The 18,686-nt window shown below is 70.0% G+C and carries 18 protein-coding genes; 11 read left to right on the forward strand and 7 right to left on the reverse strand.

Annotation, left to right across the window (positions count from 1 at the left end; translation table 11 throughout):
* Nucleotides 1-473 (reverse strand): YcxB family protein (locus FXF51_RS34375; protein ID WP_148438879.1); only part of this gene is annotated, 473 nt, incomplete at its 3' end.
* Nucleotides 474-611: 138 nt separating this feature from the next.
* Here FXF51_RS34375 and FXF51_RS34380 point away from each other — a divergent pair.
* Nucleotides 612-2,210, forward strand: coding sequence for a sulfatase (locus tag FXF51_RS34380; RefSeq protein ID WP_148438880.1), 1,599 nt, complete (start codon nt 612-614; stop codon nt 2,208-2,210).
* Between the two features lie 53 nt (nt 2,211-2,263).
* On the opposite strand, the gene FXF51_RS34385 is transcribed toward FXF51_RS34380, so the two are convergent.
* Nucleotides 2,264-3,166 carry an LLM class flavin-dependent oxidoreductase gene (locus tag FXF51_RS34385; RefSeq protein ID WP_148438881.1) on the reverse strand — a complete coding sequence of 301 codons (903 nt, stop codon included), beginning with the start codon at nt 3,164-3,166 and terminating at the stop codon, nt 2,264-2,266.
* Nucleotides 3,167-3,378: 212 nt separating this feature from the next.
* On the opposite strand from FXF51_RS34385, the gene FXF51_RS62920 reads away from it, so the two are divergent.
* The 10 genes from FXF51_RS62920 to FXF51_RS34430 all read left to right on the forward strand — a co-directional run bounded on the left by FXF51_RS62920 (nt 3,379) and on the right by FXF51_RS34430 (nt 14,125).
* A complete protein-coding gene (locus FXF51_RS62920; RefSeq protein WP_262380030.1) occupies nt 3,379-3,945 on the forward strand; it encodes a hypothetical protein in 567 nt (188 codons plus the stop codon).
* Nucleotides 3,938-4,225: a hypothetical protein gene (locus FXF51_RS62925; protein ID WP_262380031.1), complete on the forward strand. Its 288-nt coding sequence runs from the start codon at nt 3,938-3,940 to the stop codon at nt 4,223-4,225. The genes FXF51_RS62920 and FXF51_RS62925 overlap by 8 nt, the downstream gene beginning before the upstream one ends.
* Nucleotides 4,226-4,304: 79 nt before the next feature.
* Nucleotides 4,305-4,835, forward strand: coding sequence for a DUF305 domain-containing protein (locus FXF51_RS34395; protein ID WP_148438882.1), 531 nt, complete (start codon nt 4,305-4,307; stop codon nt 4,833-4,835).
* Nucleotides 4,836-4,898: 63 nt separating this feature from the next.
* A complete protein-coding gene (locus FXF51_RS34400) occupies nt 4,899-5,597 on the forward strand; it encodes a FadR/GntR family transcriptional regulator (RefSeq protein WP_148438883.1) in 699 nt (232 codons plus the stop codon).
* Nucleotides 5,598-5,615: 18 nt separating this feature from the next.
* Nucleotides 5,616-6,866 (forward strand): ABC transporter substrate-binding protein, encoded by a 1,251-nt coding sequence (locus FXF51_RS34405; RefSeq protein WP_148438884.1) that lies wholly within the window; start codon nt 5,616-5,618, stop codon nt 6,864-6,866.
* A complete protein-coding gene (locus tag FXF51_RS34410; RefSeq protein WP_262380032.1) occupies nt 6,863-7,711 on the forward strand; it encodes a carbohydrate ABC transporter permease in 849 nt (282 codons plus the stop codon). Before FXF51_RS34405 ends, FXF51_RS34410 begins: the two co-directional genes overlap by 4 nt.
* Nucleotides 7,708-8,520: a carbohydrate ABC transporter permease gene (locus tag FXF51_RS34415; RefSeq protein ID WP_148438885.1), complete on the forward strand. Its 813-nt coding sequence runs from the start codon at nt 7,708-7,710 to the stop codon at nt 8,518-8,520. The genes FXF51_RS34410 and FXF51_RS34415 overlap by 4 nt, the downstream gene beginning before the upstream one ends.
* Complete coding sequence (locus FXF51_RS34420; protein ID WP_148438886.1) at nt 8,517-11,450, forward strand: glycoside hydrolase family 38 C-terminal domain-containing protein; 2,934 nt, start codon at nt 8,517-8,519, stop codon at nt 11,448-11,450. Before FXF51_RS34415 ends, FXF51_RS34420 begins: the two co-directional genes overlap by 4 nt.
* The gene (locus FXF51_RS34425) at nt 11,447-12,679 is read left to right on the forward strand and encodes an enolase C-terminal domain-like protein (RefSeq protein ID WP_148438887.1); all 1,233 of its coding nucleotides are present in this window, start codon (nt 11,447-11,449) and stop codon (nt 12,677-12,679) included. The genes FXF51_RS34420 and FXF51_RS34425 overlap by 4 nt, the downstream gene beginning before the upstream one ends.
* Before the next feature lie 9 nt (nt 12,680-12,688).
* Complete coding sequence (locus FXF51_RS34430) at nt 12,689-14,125, forward strand: S10 family peptidase (RefSeq protein ID WP_148438888.1); 1,437 nt, start codon at nt 12,689-12,691, stop codon at nt 14,123-14,125.
* A 35-nt stretch (nt 14,126-14,160) separates the two neighbouring features.
* On the opposite strand, the gene FXF51_RS34435 is transcribed toward FXF51_RS34430, so the two are convergent.
* The 5 genes from FXF51_RS34435 to FXF51_RS34455 form a co-directional block, all read right to left on the reverse strand.
* On the reverse strand, nt 14,161-14,997 hold the full coding sequence (locus FXF51_RS34435) for a hypothetical protein (protein WP_148438889.1): 837 nt from the start codon (nt 14,995-14,997) through the stop codon (nt 14,161-14,163).
* 74 nt (nt 14,998-15,071) lie between these two features.
* Nucleotides 15,072-15,491: a peptidase inhibitor family I36 protein gene (locus FXF51_RS34440; RefSeq protein WP_148438890.1), complete on the reverse strand. Its 420-nt coding sequence runs from the start codon at nt 15,489-15,491 to the stop codon at nt 15,072-15,074.
* A gap of 251 nt (nt 15,492-15,742) precedes the next feature.
* On the reverse strand, nt 15,743-16,531 hold the full coding sequence (locus tag FXF51_RS34445; protein ID WP_148438891.1) for an SDR family NAD(P)-dependent oxidoreductase: 789 nt from the start codon (nt 16,529-16,531) through the stop codon (nt 15,743-15,745).
* Nucleotides 16,528-17,535, reverse strand: a complete 1,008-nt coding sequence (locus tag FXF51_RS34450) for a DUF4432 family protein (RefSeq protein WP_148438892.1) — start codon at nt 17,533-17,535, stop codon at nt 16,528-16,530. Before FXF51_RS34450 ends, FXF51_RS34445 begins: the two co-directional genes overlap by 4 nt.
* On the reverse strand, nt 17,532-18,665 hold the full coding sequence (locus FXF51_RS34455) for a DUF4185 domain-containing protein (RefSeq protein WP_148438893.1): 1,134 nt from the start codon (nt 18,663-18,665) through the stop codon (nt 17,532-17,534). Before FXF51_RS34455 ends, FXF51_RS34450 begins: the two co-directional genes overlap by 4 nt.
* Nucleotides 18,666-18,686: the final 21 nt, after the last annotated feature.

Here is an 18,686-nt window from a genome sequence, read left to right on the forward strand (position 1 = left end):
TAGCCCTTCGAGGTCAGGGGGGAAAGCCGGGCCTCGAGTTGTGCCTGCTGCTCGGGCGTGAACGCGCTTCTCGGGAGAAAGCCGCTCGCCTGCTTGTTCACGAAGAACAGCCAGAACTCGGGGGTGGCGACGACGTGCGAGAACAGCGACCAGCGCATTTCCTGGCCGAGTTTCTCCGAGCGGATCCGGTAGCCCTCGTCGGTGAGGTGGAGCGTGGTGGGGACGCAGATGAGGGACACCTGCTTCCTCGCTGAACGGCGCAGCGACCACGGCAGCACGAACGGGACGACGATCGCCGCGACCAGCATGCCGTAGCCGACGCTGTTCACGTCGAGCAGGAGGAAGATGAGGCCGAACACCACCAGGAAGATCGGGAACATGGTGAAGAGGAACTTGAGCTGATGCCTCAGGGCCTGTGACAGTGCCCGCTCCACTTCGTCGGGAGTGGGCTCGTACTCGACGGTGAAGTCCACGCGGGTGCCGCCTTCCTCGGGAGAGACGATCTTGCTGGAGGTCGTGGGCCCGGCGCAAGGCGAAACCTTGATCGAGTGCTGATCGGGAATTAGCGTCTTTCGTGACTGCGATCTATCAGTGGCGTCAAAGGGGTGGTCATGTCGGTGGTCCGGGACTTACGCAGGGTCATGGCGGTGGCGTTGGCCGTCGTCCTGGTCATGGGTTCGGTGGCGTCACAAGCCGGAGCCGGGGCCGGGGCGGCTGGGATGAAGAAGCGGCCGAACATCATCTTCTTTCTGGTGGACGACATGTCGGCCGATCTGCTTCCGTACATGGACGTGGTGAGCGGGCTGGCGAAGAACGGTGCGACGTTCAGCGACTACTACGTCTCCAACTCGCTGTGCTGCCCGTCACGGGCCTCCATGTTCACCGGCCAGTTCCCGCACAACACGGGGGTGGCCACGAACAAGGGCAGCGACGGCGGTGGTTATCAGGCTTTCGAGAAGCACGAGGGGCGGACGTATGCGGTCGCCCTGGATCAGGCCGGCTATCGCACGGGGTACCTCGGCAAGTACATCAACGAATATCCGGTGCCGGCCGGATACCACGTGCCGGTGGGGTGGGATGAATGGCATGTGGCCGCCGGGGGTGGATACAGCGAGTTCAAGTATCAGCTCACCCGGTACATCAAGGAGGAGACGGCGCAGGACAAGCCGCTCGATCCCTCCGGTGGGAAGTATCTGACGGACGAGCTGGGGCAGCGGGCCGTCGACTTCATCGAGAGGTCGCGGCGGCACGCGCCGGGGGAGCCGTTCTTTCTTCAGGTGTCGCCGTTCTCGCCGCATTCCAGGATCGGGGCGAAGACGGGGGACAAGGAGCCGCGATTTCCGCCGGCGCGGCGGGACCGGCCGAAGAACCAGTTCCCGGCGGGGGAGTTCCCGCACGGTGACTGCGGCGGGCCTGATTGTGCGGGCATCGATGTGGCGGCGTTGCCCGCGTTCGACGAGGACACCTCCGACAAGCCCTCCTGGGTGCGTCGGGAGCCGCTCGGAGCTGGGGTGATCAAGGAACTGCGTAAGGACTTCCGGGATCGCATCCGGATGGTGCAGTCGGTGGACGACATGGTGGAGCGGGTGCTCGGCGCATTGAGTGCCGAGGAGCAGCGCAACACCTATGTGGTGTTCACCAGCGATAACGGGTTCCACCTGGGGCAGCATCGGCTGTTGCGAGGCAAGAGCACTGCGTATGACCATGACGTTCGGGTGCCGCTGCTGGTCAAGCGGCCGGCGGTGGGGCGGCCCGGGGATGTCACCGTTGATGCGATCGCGCAGAACGTGGACCTGTTCGCGACGTTTCTCGACATGGCGGGGGTGAGGGGTGAGCCGCGTGACGGGCGTAGCCTGTTGCGGCTCATCGAGGGGCACAAGGTGAAGGGGTGGCGGGATGCGGCGTTGATCGAGCACGTCAAGCCGGATCCTGATGCTCCTGGTGAGCCGGATCCCGATGCCGAGGAACCGCAGGCGCCCGCCAATCCTGGGCCGCCCAGTTATGCCGCTGTGCGGACGGCTGGTGAGTTGTACGTCGAGTACGAGGGGGAGGCGCGGCCGGAGTACTACGACACGGTGGCCGACCCGCACCAGGAGACCAACGATCCGGCGAATGCGCGGACGGGGGAGTTGGCGACGGTGCTCGATCGGCTGGCCGGGTGTGGCAAGCCCGGGGCGGTGGACTGCTGGAGTGCGGCGCAACTGGGCTGAGGTGAAGCTGCTGGTCGGAGGGTGCGGCTGGGCCGAGGCGGGGATGCGGCTGGTCAGGGCAGCAGGAGGGCTCTGACCTCGGCCAGCAGGTCCACCTGCGCCCGCCAGTCGCCGCCCGAGACGCCGATCACCGCGTGGCCCGCCCCGGCCGCGCGGTACTCGGCCAGCCTCTCGGCGACCTCCTCCGGCTGCCCCGTGAGCGGAATCCCGGCCACCTCCTCCAACGGCCGCCCGTAACCACCGCTGATGCCGGCTGCGATCTCCGCCTGGGCGGCGGCCCCACCACCCACGTGGGCGGCCCCGCCGATGGCGATGACGGGTGCGGGCCGCCCGTGCCCGGCCGCCAACTCGGCCAGCCTGTCCCGGCCGCGGGCGACCTCCTCGGGTGAGATCAGGGACGGGAACCAGCCGTCCCCCAGCCGGGCCGCCCGCCGGATCGCCGCGGCCGACGCGTTGCCCACCCAGACCGGCGGCATCGCGACAGCGGGTGCGAGTTGCACGGGCTGCTGGACGTCCGTGTCCGGCAGCACCACAGCCTCGCCCGCCAGCAACCGCGGCAACAACTCCAGAGCGGCATCCGTCCGCCGCCCCCGCTCCCCGTACGGCACCCCCGCCGCCGCCCACTGCCCCGGCCCCCCACCGGACCCGACTCCCAGCACCAGCCGCTCCTCCGACACGTACTGCAGGGTCGCCACCTGCTTGGCCGCCCAGGCCAGCGGCCGGATCGCCGGGATGAACACACTGGTGCCGATCCTGACCCGGGTGGTGGCCGCGGCGGCGGTGGCCAGGGCGATCGGCGCGTCCAGCACCGGCCCGCCGACCGCGAGGTGATCACCGTGCCAGACCCCGTCGAGCCCGGCCCGCTCGGCATGTCTGGCGGCCTCCGCCACGGTGAGCCCGTCCCGGCGCTGTACGGCGATCCCGGGCAGGATGACGCCGATCTCGAAGCTTCCCATGAGATCAACCATGCAACCTCAACCAAGCTTCATGTCAACGGACAAAACGGCTGGCGGCCGACCACCGTCGCACGTGAAGATCGCTGGATGACTACGCTCCACCGCAATCCGGGCGGCGTGCTCACCGGCCGCGTAGGTGCACCGCCGTCGTCACGGAGGTGCGGGACTTCAACGGCACGGGGGCTGATGCGGCACTTGCTGGAGCAGGCACTGTGAGCGTGCGGCGGTTCGCGGGCCGCGAGGAGCTGGCCGCCCTGGTGCGCGAGGTGTACGGCGGCGATCGCCGCCTCGCCCACGTCGACCGCCTCAAGGGCGGCTCCAAGAAGGGCGTCTACCGCCTGACCTTCCAGGACCGCGGCCCGGCCGCCGTCCTCTACATCTGGTCCGGCGACGAGGACTACTGGGACGCAGCCCACCTGGAGCGCCCCGAGCCTTTCGCGCACGGCTCGGGCCTGGCGCTGTTCAGGGCCGCGCACGCGCGGCTGGCCGAGGTGGGCGTACGGGTTCCCGACCTGTACTTCGCCGACGACGGCCGTGGCCTCTACCCGGCCGACGTGGCGCTGATCGAGGACGTACGCGGCGGCACGCTGGAGGCGCGGCTGGACGCAGGGGACGCGAAGGCCCTGGAACGGCTTGCGCGGGACCTGCGGGCGATGGCTGGGTGCCGTGAGCGCGAGCTGGGCAAGGTCGCCCTGGTCGAGAGCGGCCAGCCGGTCGGCAGGGCCGCCCCGGAGATCGTGCTGGAGGTGGCGCTGCCCCGATCACGTCCTGATGGATGACGACGGAAGGCCGGTGCTGATCGACATCGAGGGCGCGATGTTCTTCGACGTCGAGTGGGAGCACGTCTTCCTGCGGATCCGCTTCGGCGACCACTACGCCCGCCTGCGCGCCGGCGACCTGGACGAGCGCAGGATGCGGCTCTACGCACTCGCCCAGCACCTGTCGCTGGTGGCGGGCCCGCTGCGCCTGCTGGACGGCGACTTCCCCGACCGCTCGTTCATGTTGGGGATCGCCCGCCACCATACGAGCGAAATACTCCGCAAATCAGACGTATGGTGAGAACCGGCCAAAGCTCTTGCGCTGGCCGGTAGGTGTGGTCAACCCTTAGGAAGGTTTCCTAACAGTCGCGGGAGGGCCGGTGCGCGGAAGTCGTGTCTTGGCGGGCCTGACCCTCCTGCTGGCCGCCGCCTGTGGCCAGACGGCGAGCGACGAACCCCCGGTCAACGCCGAGGACGTGATGTTCGTCCAGATGATGGTGCAGCACCACCGGCAGGGCATCGAGATCGCCAAGGTGGGCACGTCCCGAGCCACCGACCCCCAGCTCAAGACGCTGACCGCCGCCATCGAGAGCACCCAGCAGAGCGAGGTGGAGATGATGCTGCGCTGGCTGCACTCGTGGGACCAGCCGCTCACCCCCGCCACCGGCGCGCACGACCACCACGGCGGCATGCCGGAGACGGACCTCAAGCAGATCCAGTCGCTGCGGCAGTCCAAGAACTTCGAGTACGACCTGTGCAACCTGCTCATCTCCCACCAGGACGACGCCGTCCAGATGGCCGCCGCCGAGGTGGCGGGCGGGGTGAACCCGACGGTGCAGCGGTGGGCGGCGCAGGTGCAGAGCTCTCGCAAGGGGCAGATCGACATGATGATGGACCTGATCAAGAAGTAGCGAGAAGCCCTCGGTGAAAGAACTCATAGACGTCGTGCCCAATAAGTGATTAGATCACTTGATATGTCCGAGGTAGCGCGGCCCACGCTTTCCGACGCTCTGACCGAGCGCATGCTGGAGCTCATCCGTACGGGAGGGCACCGGCCCGGCGACAGGCTGCCCTCGACCAGGGAGCTCTCCCAGCGCTTCGCCGTCACCACCCCGACCCTGCGCGAGGCGCTACGCAGACTGGAGGCCACCGGGGCCATCGAGCTGCGGCACGGCTCCGGCATCTACGTCGGCGCCGCCATCGAGCGGCTCGTCCTGCCCAACCCCAACATGCGCGAGATCCACGCCGCCCAGCTCCTGGAGCTGCTCGACGCCCGGATCCTGATCGAGCCGCCGCTGGCGGCCCTGGCCGCCCGGCACGCGGGCAGCGAGGAGCTCGGGGCGCTCAAGCGGGCGCTCGACGAGGCGGGCACGCACCTGCGCGGCCAGGACGCCGAGCTGCACGACGCGAACATGACCTTCCACCGGGCCACCGCCCGGATGGCGGGCAACAGCGTGCTGCACGAGGTGGTCGACTCGCTGCTCACGGTCCACGGGCCGGAGCAGCGCGAGATCCTGCAGATCTTCGACGACCGCCGCCGGGACCACGAGGAGCACCTGGCCATCCTGGAGGCGATCGAGGCGCGTGACGAGGCGCAGGCCGAGCAGCGCATGCGGGCCCACCTGGCGGACGTGAAGACGGTTATCGAGCACCGGATGCAACCCCCCGAATAGAACCAAGGAGGCCGGCCCATGTACCGGTCACGTGTGGCCACGCTCGGCGTGGCGGCGCTCGTCCTGACCGCCTGTGGCGGCAACGGCGCCGGCGCGCCCCAGAACAAGACCGAGCTGACGCTCTACAACGACAAGGGCGCCTGGACGAAGTACTTCGACGAGATGGGCGCCCTGTCCAAGCAGAGCATCGGCCTGGCCATGAAGCCGACGGGATACACGGACTCGGCGCAGTACCAGGCCTTCATCAAGGCCTCGTTCCGCACGAACGTCAAGCCCGACCTGTTCACCTGGCAGACCGGGGGGATGCTGGAGGAGATCGTCAAGCAGAAGCAGGTGGCCGAGACCACGGCCGTCTGGCAGGAGGCGATCAAGGCGGGCGACCTGTCGCCGGACCTCGCCCCGTACTACACGATCGGCGGCAAGCAGTACTGCGTGCCGATGAACGTCGCCTACTGGGGCATGTTCTACAACAAGAAGATCTTCGACAAGTACGACCTCAAGCCCCCGCAGACCTGGGACGAGCTGGTCAAGACCGCCGACACGCTCAAGCAGAACGGCGTCAAGGCGTTCTACCACACCAGCGTGCTGTTCTCGTTCGTCTGGTTCGAGCAGCTCATGGCCGGCACCGACCCCGACCTGTACGACCGCCTGTCCACCGGCAAGGCCAAGTACACCGATCCTGGCGTGGTGCAGGTGATGGAGCGGTGGAAGCAGCTCATCGACGCCGGTTACTTCATCAACCCGGGCGACAAGACCGACCCGGGCGACGTGCTGAAAACCGGCAAGGCGGCGATGGTGTCGTTCGGCACCTGGTTCAACACGAGCATGACGACGCGCAGCATGAAGGCCGGCACCGACTACGACTTCTTCGTCATCCCGAACGTCAACGCGGCGCTGCCGAAGACGTCCATGATCTTCGAGAGCGGGCCGCTGTGCTCGCTGACCAAGGCTGCCGACCCGGACGCCAGCATGAAGTACCTCAAGTGGTGGACGTCGGCGCAGGCGCAGGAGAAGTGGGCGACGAGCCGTGGTGACGTGAGCGCCAACCCGAAGGTGGCGATCGCCGACCCGGCGCTCGGCACGGTCACCAAGGACGCGGGCAGCGGGAAGTACCGCCTGGTCAACCGCTACTTCGAGGCGACGCCGCCACCGATTCTGACGGCCGCGCTCGACGGGTTCAGCAAGTTCGTGACCGAGCCCGGCACGTACCAGGAGGTCCTGCAGACGATCCAGAAGGCGGCCGACGAGTACTGGAGCACGCATCAGTGAGCCGCGCGCCGATTCTCGGGCGGTTCAGGCACGGCTACGTCGCGCCGGCGGCGCTGCTGGTCGCGGCGCTGCTGTACGCGCCGTTCGTGTGGACGGCGTACCTGAGCCTGACCCGTTACGACGGCCTGGAGTCGCCGGTCTGGGTGGGCCTGGCGAACTTCGCGAAGCTGTTCGACGACCCCGCGCTGCTCACCTCGACCCGCAACACGCTCATCTGGGTGGTCGGCACGATGGTGCTGCCGGTCGGGCTCGGGTTGCTGGTCGCGGTGCTGTCGTACGACATCAGGGGCGGCGCCTGGTTCCGGGTGCCGTTCATGTTGCCGTACGCGCTCAGCGGCGCGGGCCTGGCGATGGTGTGGAGCCCGATCCTGTCGCACGACGGCATCGCGAACCTGCTGCTCGGCGTGGACACCGCGTTCCTGCAAGAGGCGCCGACGAACACGTTCGCGATGCTCGCGGTCTGGACGTGGCAGCAGCTCGGCGTGAACACGCTGCTGTTCGTGGTGGGGCTGCAGTCCATCCCGAGGGAGCCGATCGAGGCGGCGCGGCTGGACGGGGCGTCGGGATGGCGGCTGTTCCGGCACGTGATCTGGCCGCTGATGCGCCCGCTGACGGCGGTCGTGGTGGGGCTGGCGCTGGTGTCGAGCCTGAAGACGTTCGACATCGTGTGGGTGCTGACGCAGGGCGGTCCAGGGCGTAACTCCGAGACGCTGGCGGTGACGATGTACAAGGAGACGTTCGTGGCCAGCGACTACGGTTACGGCTCGGCCGTCGCGGTGATGCTGACCGTGGTGACGGGGCTGGCGTCGTACCTGTACCTGCGCAGGCAGGTGACCGCCACATGATCAGGAGGGCCGTGCTCGTCCTGCTCGGGCTGGTCTGGCTCGGGCCGACGTACCTGCTGCTGGTCAACGCCGCGCGGCCGGCGGACGCCTACGACCCGGCGAGCGCGTGGGTGCCGTCGGGCGACTTCGCGCTGCTGGACAACTTCGCGCGGGCCGTGGAGGGCGCCGACCTCGGCGGCAGCCTGGTCAGCACCGCGCTCTACAGCGTCGTCTCGCCGCTGCTCGGCGTGCTCATCGGGGCGCTGGCCGGGTACGTGATCGTGGTGCTGCGGCTGCGGCACGGGTTCTGGTGGTTCCTGCTGATCTTCGGCGGCACCGTCTTCCCCTCGCAGATGCTGCTGGTGCCGCTGTTCGTCGGCTACAGCGACGCCGGTCTGTACGACACGCGCCTCGGCCTGATCCTCATCTACACGGCGATCAACGTGCCGCTGGCCGCGTTCGTGCTGCGCAACTACTACGCCGGAGTGGCGTTCTCGATCTTCGAGGCGGCCCGCATGGACGGCGCCTCGACCTTCCGCGTCTTCTGGCGCATCTACCTGCCGATGTCGGTGCCCGCGCTGACGGCCGTGTTCATCCTGGAGTTCACCTTCATCTGGAACGACCTGATCTTCGGCCTCACCCTCACCACGACCGAGGACGTGCGGCCGGTGATGACGGCCATCGCGGGCCTCATGACCGACGTGTACGCCGGCACCCCGGTCCCCGTCGGCCTGGCGGCGGGCCTGGTGGTCTCGCTGCCGACCGTCGTGTTGTTCCTCGCCACCCAGCGCCTGTTCGCCAGGGGCCTGTCTCTAGGGAGTGTTCAATGACCAGCCGGTTGCTCCAGCGCAGCCTGGGGAGCCCCGACTACGACGGGATCAGGCAGGCGCTGCGCGACGACACCTCGACGCCCGTGATCAGCGCGCGCGGGCTGGAGGTGCGGGTCGCGGTGCTGCCGCTGTTCACCCACGACGGCCGCCAGGCGGTCCGGGTCTCCAGCACGGTGCCGCTGACGCACGTGCTGGTCGGCGTGGACAGCGCGTCGGGCAGCGACGTGACGCTGCTGGTGCCCGAGGTGGACGCGCCGCGCGCGCTGACCCTGGAGTGCCGCGACGAGGCGGGCGTGGTGGGCAGCGCACGCGTCACGGTGACGCCGCAGCGCAAGTGGCACGTGTTCGTGGTGCACCACTCGCACCTGGACATCGGCTACACCGACCCGCAGGGCACGGTGCTGCGCCACCACCTCGACTATCTCGACGCGGCGCTGCGGCTGGCCGAGGAGACCGCCTCCTGGCCGGACGACGCGCGGTTCCGGTGGACGGTCGAGTCGTCGATGCCGGCGCTCCGATGGCTCGACGCCCGGCCGCAGGAGATGGTCGACTCGTTCGCGGCGCTGGCCAGGGCGGGCTCGATCGAGGTGACGGCGCTGCCGTTCCAGCTTCACACCGAGGCCTGCTCCACGGAGGAGCTGCGCAGGCAGCTCCGCTTCACCTCGCAGCTCGAACGGCGCTACGGCTTCACCACCAGGTCGGCCATGCACACCGACGTGCCGGGGGCCGTGGTCGGCCTGGTGGACGCGCTCAGCGACGCGGGCGTGCGGTACCTCGCGGCGGCGCACAACTGGGCGGGCAGGTCCGTGCCCTACCTGCACGGCGGCGACAAGCTGACCCGGCCGTTCCGGTGGCGGGCGCCGAGCGGGAACGAGATCCTCGTGTGGTTCACGGACACGCCGCACGGGATGGCGTACATGGAGGGCAACACGGTCGGGCTCACCGACTCCTACGAGCTGGCCGACGACCTGCTGCCGCGTTACCTGTCGGCGCTGGCCACGCGGGGCTACCCGTACGGGCCCGGCACGTTTGGCTGGCAGGGGCCCGACGCGCCGAAGGAGCCGTACGAGCTGGACGTGCTGCACCTGCGCGTGCAGGGCGCGCACGCCGACAACGCGGGCCCGTCGATCGTGCCCGCGACGATCGCCCGCCGCTGGAACGAGCAGTGGGCCTACCCGCGCCTGCGCTCGGCCGTGAACAGCGACTTCTTCGAGCACGTCGAGGAGCGCTACCTCGACCGGCTGGCCGTGCACGAGGGCGACTGGACCGACTGGTGGGCCGACGGGCTCGGCTCGGGCGCGCGTCCGCTCGGCTACGTACGCCGGGCGCAGTCGGCGCTGCGCGTGGCCGAGACGCTGCACACCCTCGCCGGGGTGGACGCCACCGAGCAGGTGGACGCCGCCTACGACAAGGTCGCCTTGTTCAACGAGCACACCTGGGGCGCGGCCAACCCGTGGGAGGACGCCGAGGAGGCGGGCGACTCCGGCGGCCTGCAGTGGACCCGCAAGTCCTCCGGCGCCTACGACGCCCAGGACGACGCCGCCGACCTGCTGCACGCCGGGGTCCGCAGGTTCGCCGCCGCGCTGTCGGAGTCGGGCGTCGAGGGCGGCGCGCTGGCCTCGTTCGCCGTCTTCAACCCGGGCACGCGGACGCGGACGGACGTCGTGCGCACGTTCCTGCCGAGGGACGTGGTGGGCGTCGAGGTGCCGATCGCGCTGGTGGACGCCAGGACGGGGCGGACGCTGCCGCATCACGAGGAGTTCGTGGACCCGGACGACTGGCCGACCCGGCCGATCGGGCGGCACATCCACGCCGTCGTGCCGGATATTTCCGGATACAGCTATGTGCGGGTGGACGTCGTGCCGGGCGAGAGCCAGGCGCCGGAGCCGGTGGACCTCGATCTCGACGGAGTGATCGAGAACGAGTTCTACCGGGTGGCGTACGACGTCCGCGAGGGCTACATCTCCTCGATCTTCGACAAGCGGGCGGGCCGGGAGCTGGTCAACACCGACGCCGCCGCCGGCTTCGGCCAGTACGTCTACGATCGGTACGCCACCGCCCCGCACTTCAACCATCTGTCGGGGCACGTGGGCGCGCACGACCGCACCCTGCTCGGCGACCGCGCCATCGGCACCCACGCCACCATCAAGGAGACCAGGCGCACGGCGGTCGGCGAGAAGCTGGTCGTGGAGCTGCGCGGCAAGGGCGTCGACTGGATCCGCACCACGGTCGAGCTGCACTACGGCGTGCCGCGCCTCGACCTGACCTACCAGCTCGCCAAGCAGGGCACCCCCGCCAAGGAGGCCGTCTTCCTGGCCTTCCCCTTCGCCGCCGGCCCGGCCACCGCGTGGGAGCTGACCGGCGGCGTCGGCGGCCCCGGCGTGCCGAGGGTGCCAGGCTCGGCCGAGTACATGCTGCCGATCAGGCACTGGATCGCCTTCGAGGACCCGGAGCTGACCGTCGCCTGGGTCACCCTGGAGGCGCCGCTGGTGCAGCTCGGCACCATCCACATGCCGTACGCGCCGTTCCCGCCGACCCTCGACCAGGAGGACGGCACCGTCTACTCCTGGGCGCTCAACAACATCTGGGACACCAACTTCCCCGCCCAGCAGCAGGGCGAGACCACGTTCCGCTACGCGGTCGCCTCGCAGGCCGGGCTCTCCGGGAGCCGCCTGGGCGCGGCGGCGGCCTCGGGGCTGACCGAGCCGTTCGTCGGCGCGCTGATCACCGACAGCCCGGCGAGCGAGGAGACGTACGTGTCCGTCGATCATCCGGACGTCCTGGTCACGTCCCTGGGCTGGGAGGGGGTGCGGCTGCAGTCGCTGGCCGCCGAGCCGGTCGAGGTCAGGGTGACGCGGCCGGGACACGAGACAGCCGAGGTCACGCTGCCCGCCTGCGGGGTGGCGGTCGTCAGGGGGACGCGCCAGTGAAGATCGTCGACATCCGGGCCACCACGGTCGCGGTCCCGCTGGAGGCGCCGCTGCGGCACAGCAACGGCGCGCACTGGGGCCGGTTCGTCCGCACGATCGTCGAGGTCGAGGCCGACAACGGGCTGGTCGGCCTGGGGGAGATGGGCGGCGGGGGCGAGAGCGCGGAGTCGGCGTTCCGCGCGCTCAAGCCGTACCTGAAGGACCACGACCCGTTCCAGCTCGAAGCGCTGCGATTCAAGATCGCGAACCCGACGGCGTCGCTCTACAACAACCGCACCCAGCTCCTGGCCGCCATCGAGTTCGCCTGCCTCGACCTCATCGGCCGGCACCTCGGGGTGCCCGTCTGCGACCTGCTCGGCGGGCGGCTGCGGGACGCGGTGCCGTTCGCGTCGTACCTGTTCTTCCGGTACGCCGCCGACGGCCACGGCGAGATCCGCACCCCCGACCAGCTCGTCGAGCACGCCGGGAAGCTCAAGCGGGAGCACGGGTTCACCGTGCACAAGCTCAAGGGCGGCGTCTTCCCGCCGGACCACGAGCTGGAGTGCTACCGGGCGCTGGCCGCCGCGTTCCCCGGCGACCGCCTGCGCTACGACCCGAACGCCGTGCTGTCGGTCGCCGAGGGGCTGCGCTTCGGCCGGGCCATCGAGCACCTGAACAACGACTACCTGGAGGACCCGGTCTGGGGGCTGGAAGGGCTGCGGGCCGTGCGCGAGCAGGTCAGGGTGCCGCTGGCGACGAACACGGTCGTGGTCAACTTCGAGCAGCTCGCCTCGAACGTGCTGCGCAGGGCCGCCGACGTGGTGCTGCTCGACACGACGTTCTGGGGCGGGATCAGGCCGTGCGTGAAGGCGGCGGGCGTGTGCGAGACGTTCCAGCTCGGGGTGGCCGTGCACTCGTCGGGGGAGCTGGGCGTCCAGCTCGCGACCATGCTGCATCTGGGCGCGGTGCTGCCGAACCTCACCTACGCCGCCGACGCGCACTACCACCAGCTCAGGGACGACGTGATCGAGGGCGGCAAGCTGGCGTACTCGGAGGGCGCCATCGCGGTGCCCGAGGGGCCGGGGCTGGGGGTGCGGCTGGACCCCGACCGGGTCGCCCGCTACGCCGAGTTCTACCGGGAGACGGGCGGCTATCCCTACGATCGAGACCCGGGGCGGCCCGGCTGGTACGCGACGGTGCCCAACGAGCGTTTCGCCGATCCGGATATGTCGGTGGAAATCAGGCCATAATTGGGCGGCATGTCTGAAGAGTCGAAGCCTGCCACCCCTGCCGACAACCTGGTCACCACCTCCCACACCCTTCCGTCGGGAGAGGCGTACACCGCCACGACGGGCACCCTGGTGCTGCGCGAAGAGGTGACCACGGACGGCAAGTTCGAGGGGTTGCGCCCGAAGGCCGAGGTGTTCGTCACCGCGTACACGATGGCCGGGGCCGACCCGCTGACCAGGCCGATCACGTTCGCGTTCAACGGCGGGCCCGGGTCGTCCAGCGTGTGGCTGCACCTGGGCGTGCTCGGGCCGCGCCGGGTCGTCATGGGTGACGCGGGGGCGCTGCTGCCGCCGCCGTACGGGCTGGTGGACAACGAGGAGAGCCTGCTGCGGGAGAGCGACCTGGTCTTCATCGACCCGATCTCCACCGGCTACTCGCGGGTGGCGGAAGGGGAGAAGGCGGAGCCGTACCACGGCTTCTCCGGCGACCTGGAGTCCATCGGCGAGGTCATCAGGCTGTGGACCACCAGGAACGGGCGGTGGATGTCGCCCAAGTTCCTGGCCGGCGAGTCGTACGGGACCGTCAGGGCCTCCGGCCTGGCCGAGCACCTGCAGTCGCGCTACGGCATGTACCTCAACGGCGTGATGCTGATCTCCTCGGTGCTCGACTACATCACCGGCGAGTTCAACGAGGGCAACGACCTGGCCTACGCCCTTTACCTGCCGACGTACGCGGCCATCGCGCACCACCACGGGCTGCACGGGGACCGGCCGCTGGCCGACGTGCTGCGCGAGGCCGAGGCGTACGCCGACCGCGACTACCTGTGGGCGCTGGCCCGCGGCAACCGCCTGTCGGCGGAGGAGCGCTCGGCCGCGGTCGCCAGGGTCGCGGCGCTGACCGGGCTCAGCGAGGACTACGTGGACCGGGTCAACCTGCGCATCGAGCACATCCGCTTCTTCACCGAGGTGCTGCGCCCGCGCCGCCAGATCGTCGGCAGGCTCGACGGGCGGTTCACCGGCTGGGACCCCGACGCGGGCCGCGAGCACTTCACCACCGACCCCAGCATGGACGCCATCATGGGGCCCTACAGCGCGGCACTCAACCACTACCTGCGCACCGAGCTGGGCTACGCCAACGACCTGCCGTACGAGATCCTCACCTCGCGCGTGCAGCCGTGGTCGTACCAGGAGTTCGAGAACGCGCACGTGCAGGTGGCCTCCCGCCTGGCCGCCGCCATGCGGGTCAACCCGCACCTGCGGGTGCACGTGGCCTGCGGCTACCACGACGGCGCCACCCCGTACTTCGCGGCCGAGCACACCTTCGCCCACCTTGCCGTGCCCGCCGAGCTGGCCGGCAACGTCGAGTTCAAGTACTACGAGGCCGGCCACATGATGTACGTGCACGAGCCCAGCAGGCTCCAGCAGTCAGCCGACCTCGCGGCCTTCGTGCGCGGCGAGCAGGCCTGAGACTCAGCCCGTCCTGCGGCGAGCAGGCCTGAGACTCAGCCTGTCTGGCGGCCTTCGTGCGCGGCGAGCAGGCGTGCGGCCCGTTCGAGGCGCTGCTTGAGGTTCGCGCGCAGGGCGGCGAACCGCTCGGGGTTGTCGCGGACGACGGCCCGCTGCAGATCGGCGTCGGCCGCGTACCAGGCGGCGACCAGGCCGGACGACCACTTGCACATGGTGTCGGCGGTCGCGGTCTGCTTCTCCTCCTCGGTCACGGCCGGCTCGTCGAGGTCCCAGCGGCTGTCGGCGATGGCCGCCTCCGGCGCAGGATACGTATGCCCTGCCCGGCCCATGCACGACGACCAGCGCTTGACCGCGGCGGTGACCGACGGGTGCTTGGCGGCCTGCTCAAGCGTGAGCGAGTCCTGGAGGGCCAGCCACGGCCAGTCCGCCTTGCGCACCCCCTTGTCCAGGAAGAGCGTCGCGCGGTCCAGGCAGCCGCGGTCGGCGGCGGTGCCGTACAGGCGGTGACGGGTGCGTTTGGGCAGCTTGCCCGCCCAGGTGCCGGTGGTGTCGGGCGACGGCGGCCTGGCCAGGTGGTAGCCGCTGCTCCTGGCCGCCCCGGTGTCGGTGACGCCGTAGCGGCGGGAGTTGCCCGGATCGACCGCGGCCAGCATGGACGGGTCCTCGGCGGGCGGGGAGATGGCGATGCCCTGCTTGCGCATGCACCGCACGACGAGACGGTTGTGGGCGTTGCCCAGGACGGCCCGCTGCTGGGGAGTGGTCTTGTAGGCGTCGAACGGCAGCACCAGCTCCGAGACGGAGGCGACGCCCCGTACGGGCGCCGGTGGCGCGGGCTGGTCGGCGCCGCAGGCCGCGGTCGTCGTGATCAGCAACAGCGTGCTCGCGAGAAAGCCGCGGCAGCCGGTTTCCGGCGGCCAAGCCCGGAAACCGGCACTCCCCTTAATGCTCAGTGGCACCAGATGTCGATCGCGCTGGTGCGGTTGTTTCCGATGGCGTTGTTGGCCAGGAAACCGTCGTTCGAATTGTGGGTGAACGTGCTGTGGGCGCCGGTGTAACCGGGGTGCTGCCAGAGGGTGGCGCTGCAGCCGACGCGGTTCCTGATCGAGCTGGTCTCGTTGTTCATGCTGTGCCAGGAGTTGCTGAAGTCCCAGTTCAGCCAGTTGTTGTCCTCGAGGTTGGAGTCGTCCTTGACGAAGTCCCGCCAGTGGTCGACCTGACCGCGGTTGTAGTCGAATCCGGCGTACAGGCAGACGCGACCTCCGTAGCAGGTCGAGCGGGGGCTCGCCGCCGCGGTGGCGGCGGGCGCCACCACGGCCAGCATCGCGGCCGCGGCGACGAAGCCGGCGGCCTTCTTGAATAGCCTCACAGGTCTCTCCTCGATCGGTGAGTCATTTCGACCTCGTAACTTAGCGTGCGGAATCGAACACGAGTCGTCGTGACTCGCCGATCCATTGAAGGCTTCGCGCCCGGGTGAGGGTCGCGTGCCCGGCCCGCCAGACCCACTCGTATCAGTGCGGTGACCTGGGAGTTCGTCGCATTGACGCAACTGTTGCCACCTCGGGTGGACGCACGGAGGAACCCGTGACCCATTCGAGGGGCAGTTATTTCGAAGTTTGTTTATTCGGGCAGCGCCGCCGGATTCCTGGCCAGCAGCCCGCCGTCCACGCGGTGCTCGGCGCCCGTGATGAACGACGAGCGCGGCCCCGCCAGGAACGCCACCAGCTCGGCCACCTCCTCCGGCCGGCCGACGCGGCCCAGCGGGTGCGCCTTGCCCCACTGCGCGACCTGCTCGTCCTGCGACAGCTCGCCGCGCCACAGGTCCGCCGCCCAGCGCAGCATGGGGGTGTCCACCGAGCCGGGGCAGACCGCGTTGACCCGGACGCCGTCGGCGGCGTGGTCGAGCGCCATGGCCCGCACCAGGCCGTTCAGCGCGGCCTTGCTGGTGCTGTAGGCGGCCACCTGCGCCTGCGAGGCGAACGCCTGCACCGACGAGACGACCACGATGGAGCCGCCGCCACGCTCACGCAGCTTCGGCACGGCGGCCTTGCAGGTGAGGTAGACGCCCTTGAGGTTGATGTCCATCACCTCGTCCCAGACGTCCTCGGGGGTGTCCTCGACGGTGCCGTAACGCTGCACGCCGGCGCAGGTCACCACCACGTCGAGGCCGCCGTACCGGGTGACGGCCAGGTCCACCAGGTCGCGCAGCTCACCGGCTCTGCGCACGTCGGCGATCCGGCCCGTGACGCGCTCGCCGTCCTGCTCGGCCTCCTTGTCCACGCCGCAGAACACCACGCGCGCGCCGCCGGCGGCCAGCCGGTCCACCACTGCGCGCCCGATGCCCGTCGACCCGCCCGTGACCAGCGCCACCTTGCCGTCGAAGCCGTCGAAGCCGTCGAACTCGCTCATTCCACTACCTCCGCGCGCAACCTCAGCACCTTCGTCTCGCGGGGCTCCAGGACGAGGGCCGTGCCGTTCGCGACGGCGGCTGCCAAACCGTCGGTCGGCATGCCCGCGAACGGCTCCAGCCCCACCGTGTAGGCCCGTCCCCACCACGGGTAGCCGGTGGACGCGCCGAGCTCCTGCCACATCCACAGGTACGGCAGCACCGTCGCATCCCAGGTCACCCGCATACCGATATCCCCCGATATTTCGTACCAACCCTCATCGCCGAAGCCGGTCAGGTAGACGATGTCGCTCGGCGCACCGGGCTCCGGCACCACGCTCAGATCCGTCTCACCGCCCCCGTGCGCGGGCACCACGGGCCATGGCCCGCCCGCCCGCACCCTGCGCTCCGGGGGGTTGATCGCGCTCTCGTGCGGGATCACGGTGACGCCCTCGGGCAGCCTGATCCGGGCTCCGGGGCGCAGGAACGGTGCGCCGTACACGATGTGCTGCCCCCACATGGCGTGCAGCCGCAGGCCCGACTCGTTCGTGGCCCGCCCCTCGACCTCCAGCGCCGCCGTTCCCGACCGCAACCGGAAGATCTTCTCCATCCGGTACGGCAGCCGCCGCGTCCGCACGCTCAGCCGTACCGCGACCTCCTCGGGGGAGTCGGCCACGACCTCGCACTCCCACGGCAGCCCGGCCACCTCGCCGTGCTGCGCCAGCCGCGCGCCCCGGTACTCGCTGGGCGCGCCGCCGCTGGGGAAGATCTCCTGCCAGCCGCCCTCGTAGTGGTCGATGAACTGGGCGACGTCGTCCGCGGCGCCCTGGAGGTGGTCGCGGGGGTCGCGCAGGCCCTGCGGGGCCAGCCAGACGAAGTCGGTGTCGGTGGGCTTGTGCAGCAGCTCCACCACGTCACCGCCCTTGCCGGGCAGCACGGTCACCCGCAGCCGCTCGTTCTCCAGGGTGACCGCCCGCAGCCCGTCGATGGTGCCGTGCCGCAGCCGGGCCGCCCAGTTGCGCCTCATCCGAACGTCACGTCCAGGAACCTCGGCCGGTAGATGGTGACGTCGCGGTAGTGGTCGGTGTTGACGAAGCTGTTGACGTTGTACGACACCACGAGCCCCGGCCCGTCGATCTCGGGGTGCGCGTGCGCGTTGTAGGTGAAGACGTTCCCGCTCGTCTCGGGCGTCGTGTAGACGTGCTGCTTGCCGGTGAACGGCCCGAAGGGGGAGCAGGAGGAGTAGGCCACGATGTTCGGGCTCAGCACCTCGGTCGTGTCGTGCGTGATCAGCACGTAGCCGTCGCCGACGCGGCTGACGCTGTACTCGTTGGCCACCCCGCTCATCACCCGCGCGGAGTCGGCCTCGTTCGCCGACCAGGCGCCGTCGGCCTTGAGGTACTCCCACCGGCCCAGCAGGCTCTGGCCCTTGACCCTGGCGACGTGCATGTACTTGGGCGAGCCGAGGTCCTCGACGCCGTAGACGTAGGTGTAGCCGCCGTCCTTCAGGATGCCCGAGGCCCACGCGACGCCGTGCCCGCTCGGCAGGTCGTGCACGCTGACCGGCCGTTCGAGCCGCCCAGGCGCGAACCTGGCCACCACGTTGCGGTGCCAGCGCCAGTCCCAGGCGCCCGTGCCGAACCGCTCGTACTCCTGGTAGGTGACCTCGACCATGCCGCCGGCGAGGGTCGCGTCACCGGCCCAGTACCAGTGCTTGCCGTCGCGCGGCGGCATCACGGCCGTCGGCTTCTCGGCGGTGCCGTCGTGGATGGTGGACAGGCGCCCGTCGCGCTCGACGGCGAAGGAGTTGTTCAGGAACACCGTCGTGCCGCCCTCCTCGACCACCGGCGGCCGGGACCCGTCCGGGTTGACCTGGCCGAGGAAGGTGTCGGAGAACACCCAGAGCTCCTTGCCGCTGGGCAGCTTGAGCGAGTAGGTGCCGTCGGCGCCCGTCCAGTCGTCCAGGCGGCTGTTGTCGTTGCCGTAGTTGGTGAACAGGCTGGTCAGCCGGGCGTCGGTGGTGGCGGTCCGTACGGTCGGGGCGCAGGCGGCCGTGGCGACCTGCTGGTGGGCGGCCCAGGCGGCGGGCTGAGGCACGGCTGTGAAGCCGATCAACGCGATGGCGAGGGGTGCCAGGGCGGTGCGGAATCGCGTCATCACACGTCCTAGGGGGAGGGG

Origin of the sequence: Nonomuraea sp. PA05, from assembly GCF_008086045.1 — a bacterium.
Taxonomy (GTDB): Bacteria; Actinomycetota; Actinomycetes; order Streptosporangiales; family Streptosporangiaceae; genus Nonomuraea; species Nonomuraea monospora.

Coding starts and splice junctions, on each gene's coding strand:
- FXF51_RS34385 (WP_148438881.1), bottom strand. CDS start 3,166: ATGGGAAGCTTCGAGATCGGCGTCATCCTGCCCGGGATCGCCGTACAG.
- FXF51_RS34400 (WP_148438883.1), top strand. CDS start 4,899: ATGTCCGAGGTAGCGCGGCCCACGCTTTCCGACGCTCTGACCGAGCGC.
- FXF51_RS62925 (WP_262380031.1), top strand. CDS start 3,938: ATGGATGACGACGGAAGGCCGGTGCTGATCGACATCGAGGGCGCGATG.
- FXF51_RS34430 (WP_148438888.1), top strand. CDS start 12,689: ATGTCTGAAGAGTCGAAGCCTGCCACCCCTGCCGACAACCTGGTCACC.
- FXF51_RS34415 (WP_148438885.1), top strand. CDS start 7,708: ATGATCAGGAGGGCCGTGCTCGTCCTGCTCGGGCTGGTCTGGCTCGGG.
- FXF51_RS34380 (WP_148438880.1), top strand. CDS start 612: ATGTCGGTGGTCCGGGACTTACGCAGGGTCATGGCGGTGGCGTTGGCC.
- FXF51_RS34445 (WP_148438891.1), bottom strand. CDS start 16,531: ATGAGCGAGTTCGACGGCTTCGACGGCTTCGACGGCAAGGTGGCGCTG.
- FXF51_RS34405 (WP_148438884.1), top strand. CDS start 5,616: ATGTACCGGTCACGTGTGGCCACGCTCGGCGTGGCGGCGCTCGTCCTG.
- FXF51_RS34455 (WP_148438893.1), bottom strand. CDS start 18,665: ATGACGCGATTCCGCACCGCCCTGGCACCCCTCGCCATCGCGTTGATC.
- FXF51_RS34450 (WP_148438892.1), bottom strand. CDS start 17,535: ATGAGGCGCAACTGGGCGGCCCGGCTGCGGCACGGCACCATCGACGGG.
- FXF51_RS34420 (WP_148438886.1), top strand. CDS start 8,517: ATGACCAGCCGGTTGCTCCAGCGCAGCCTGGGGAGCCCCGACTACGAC.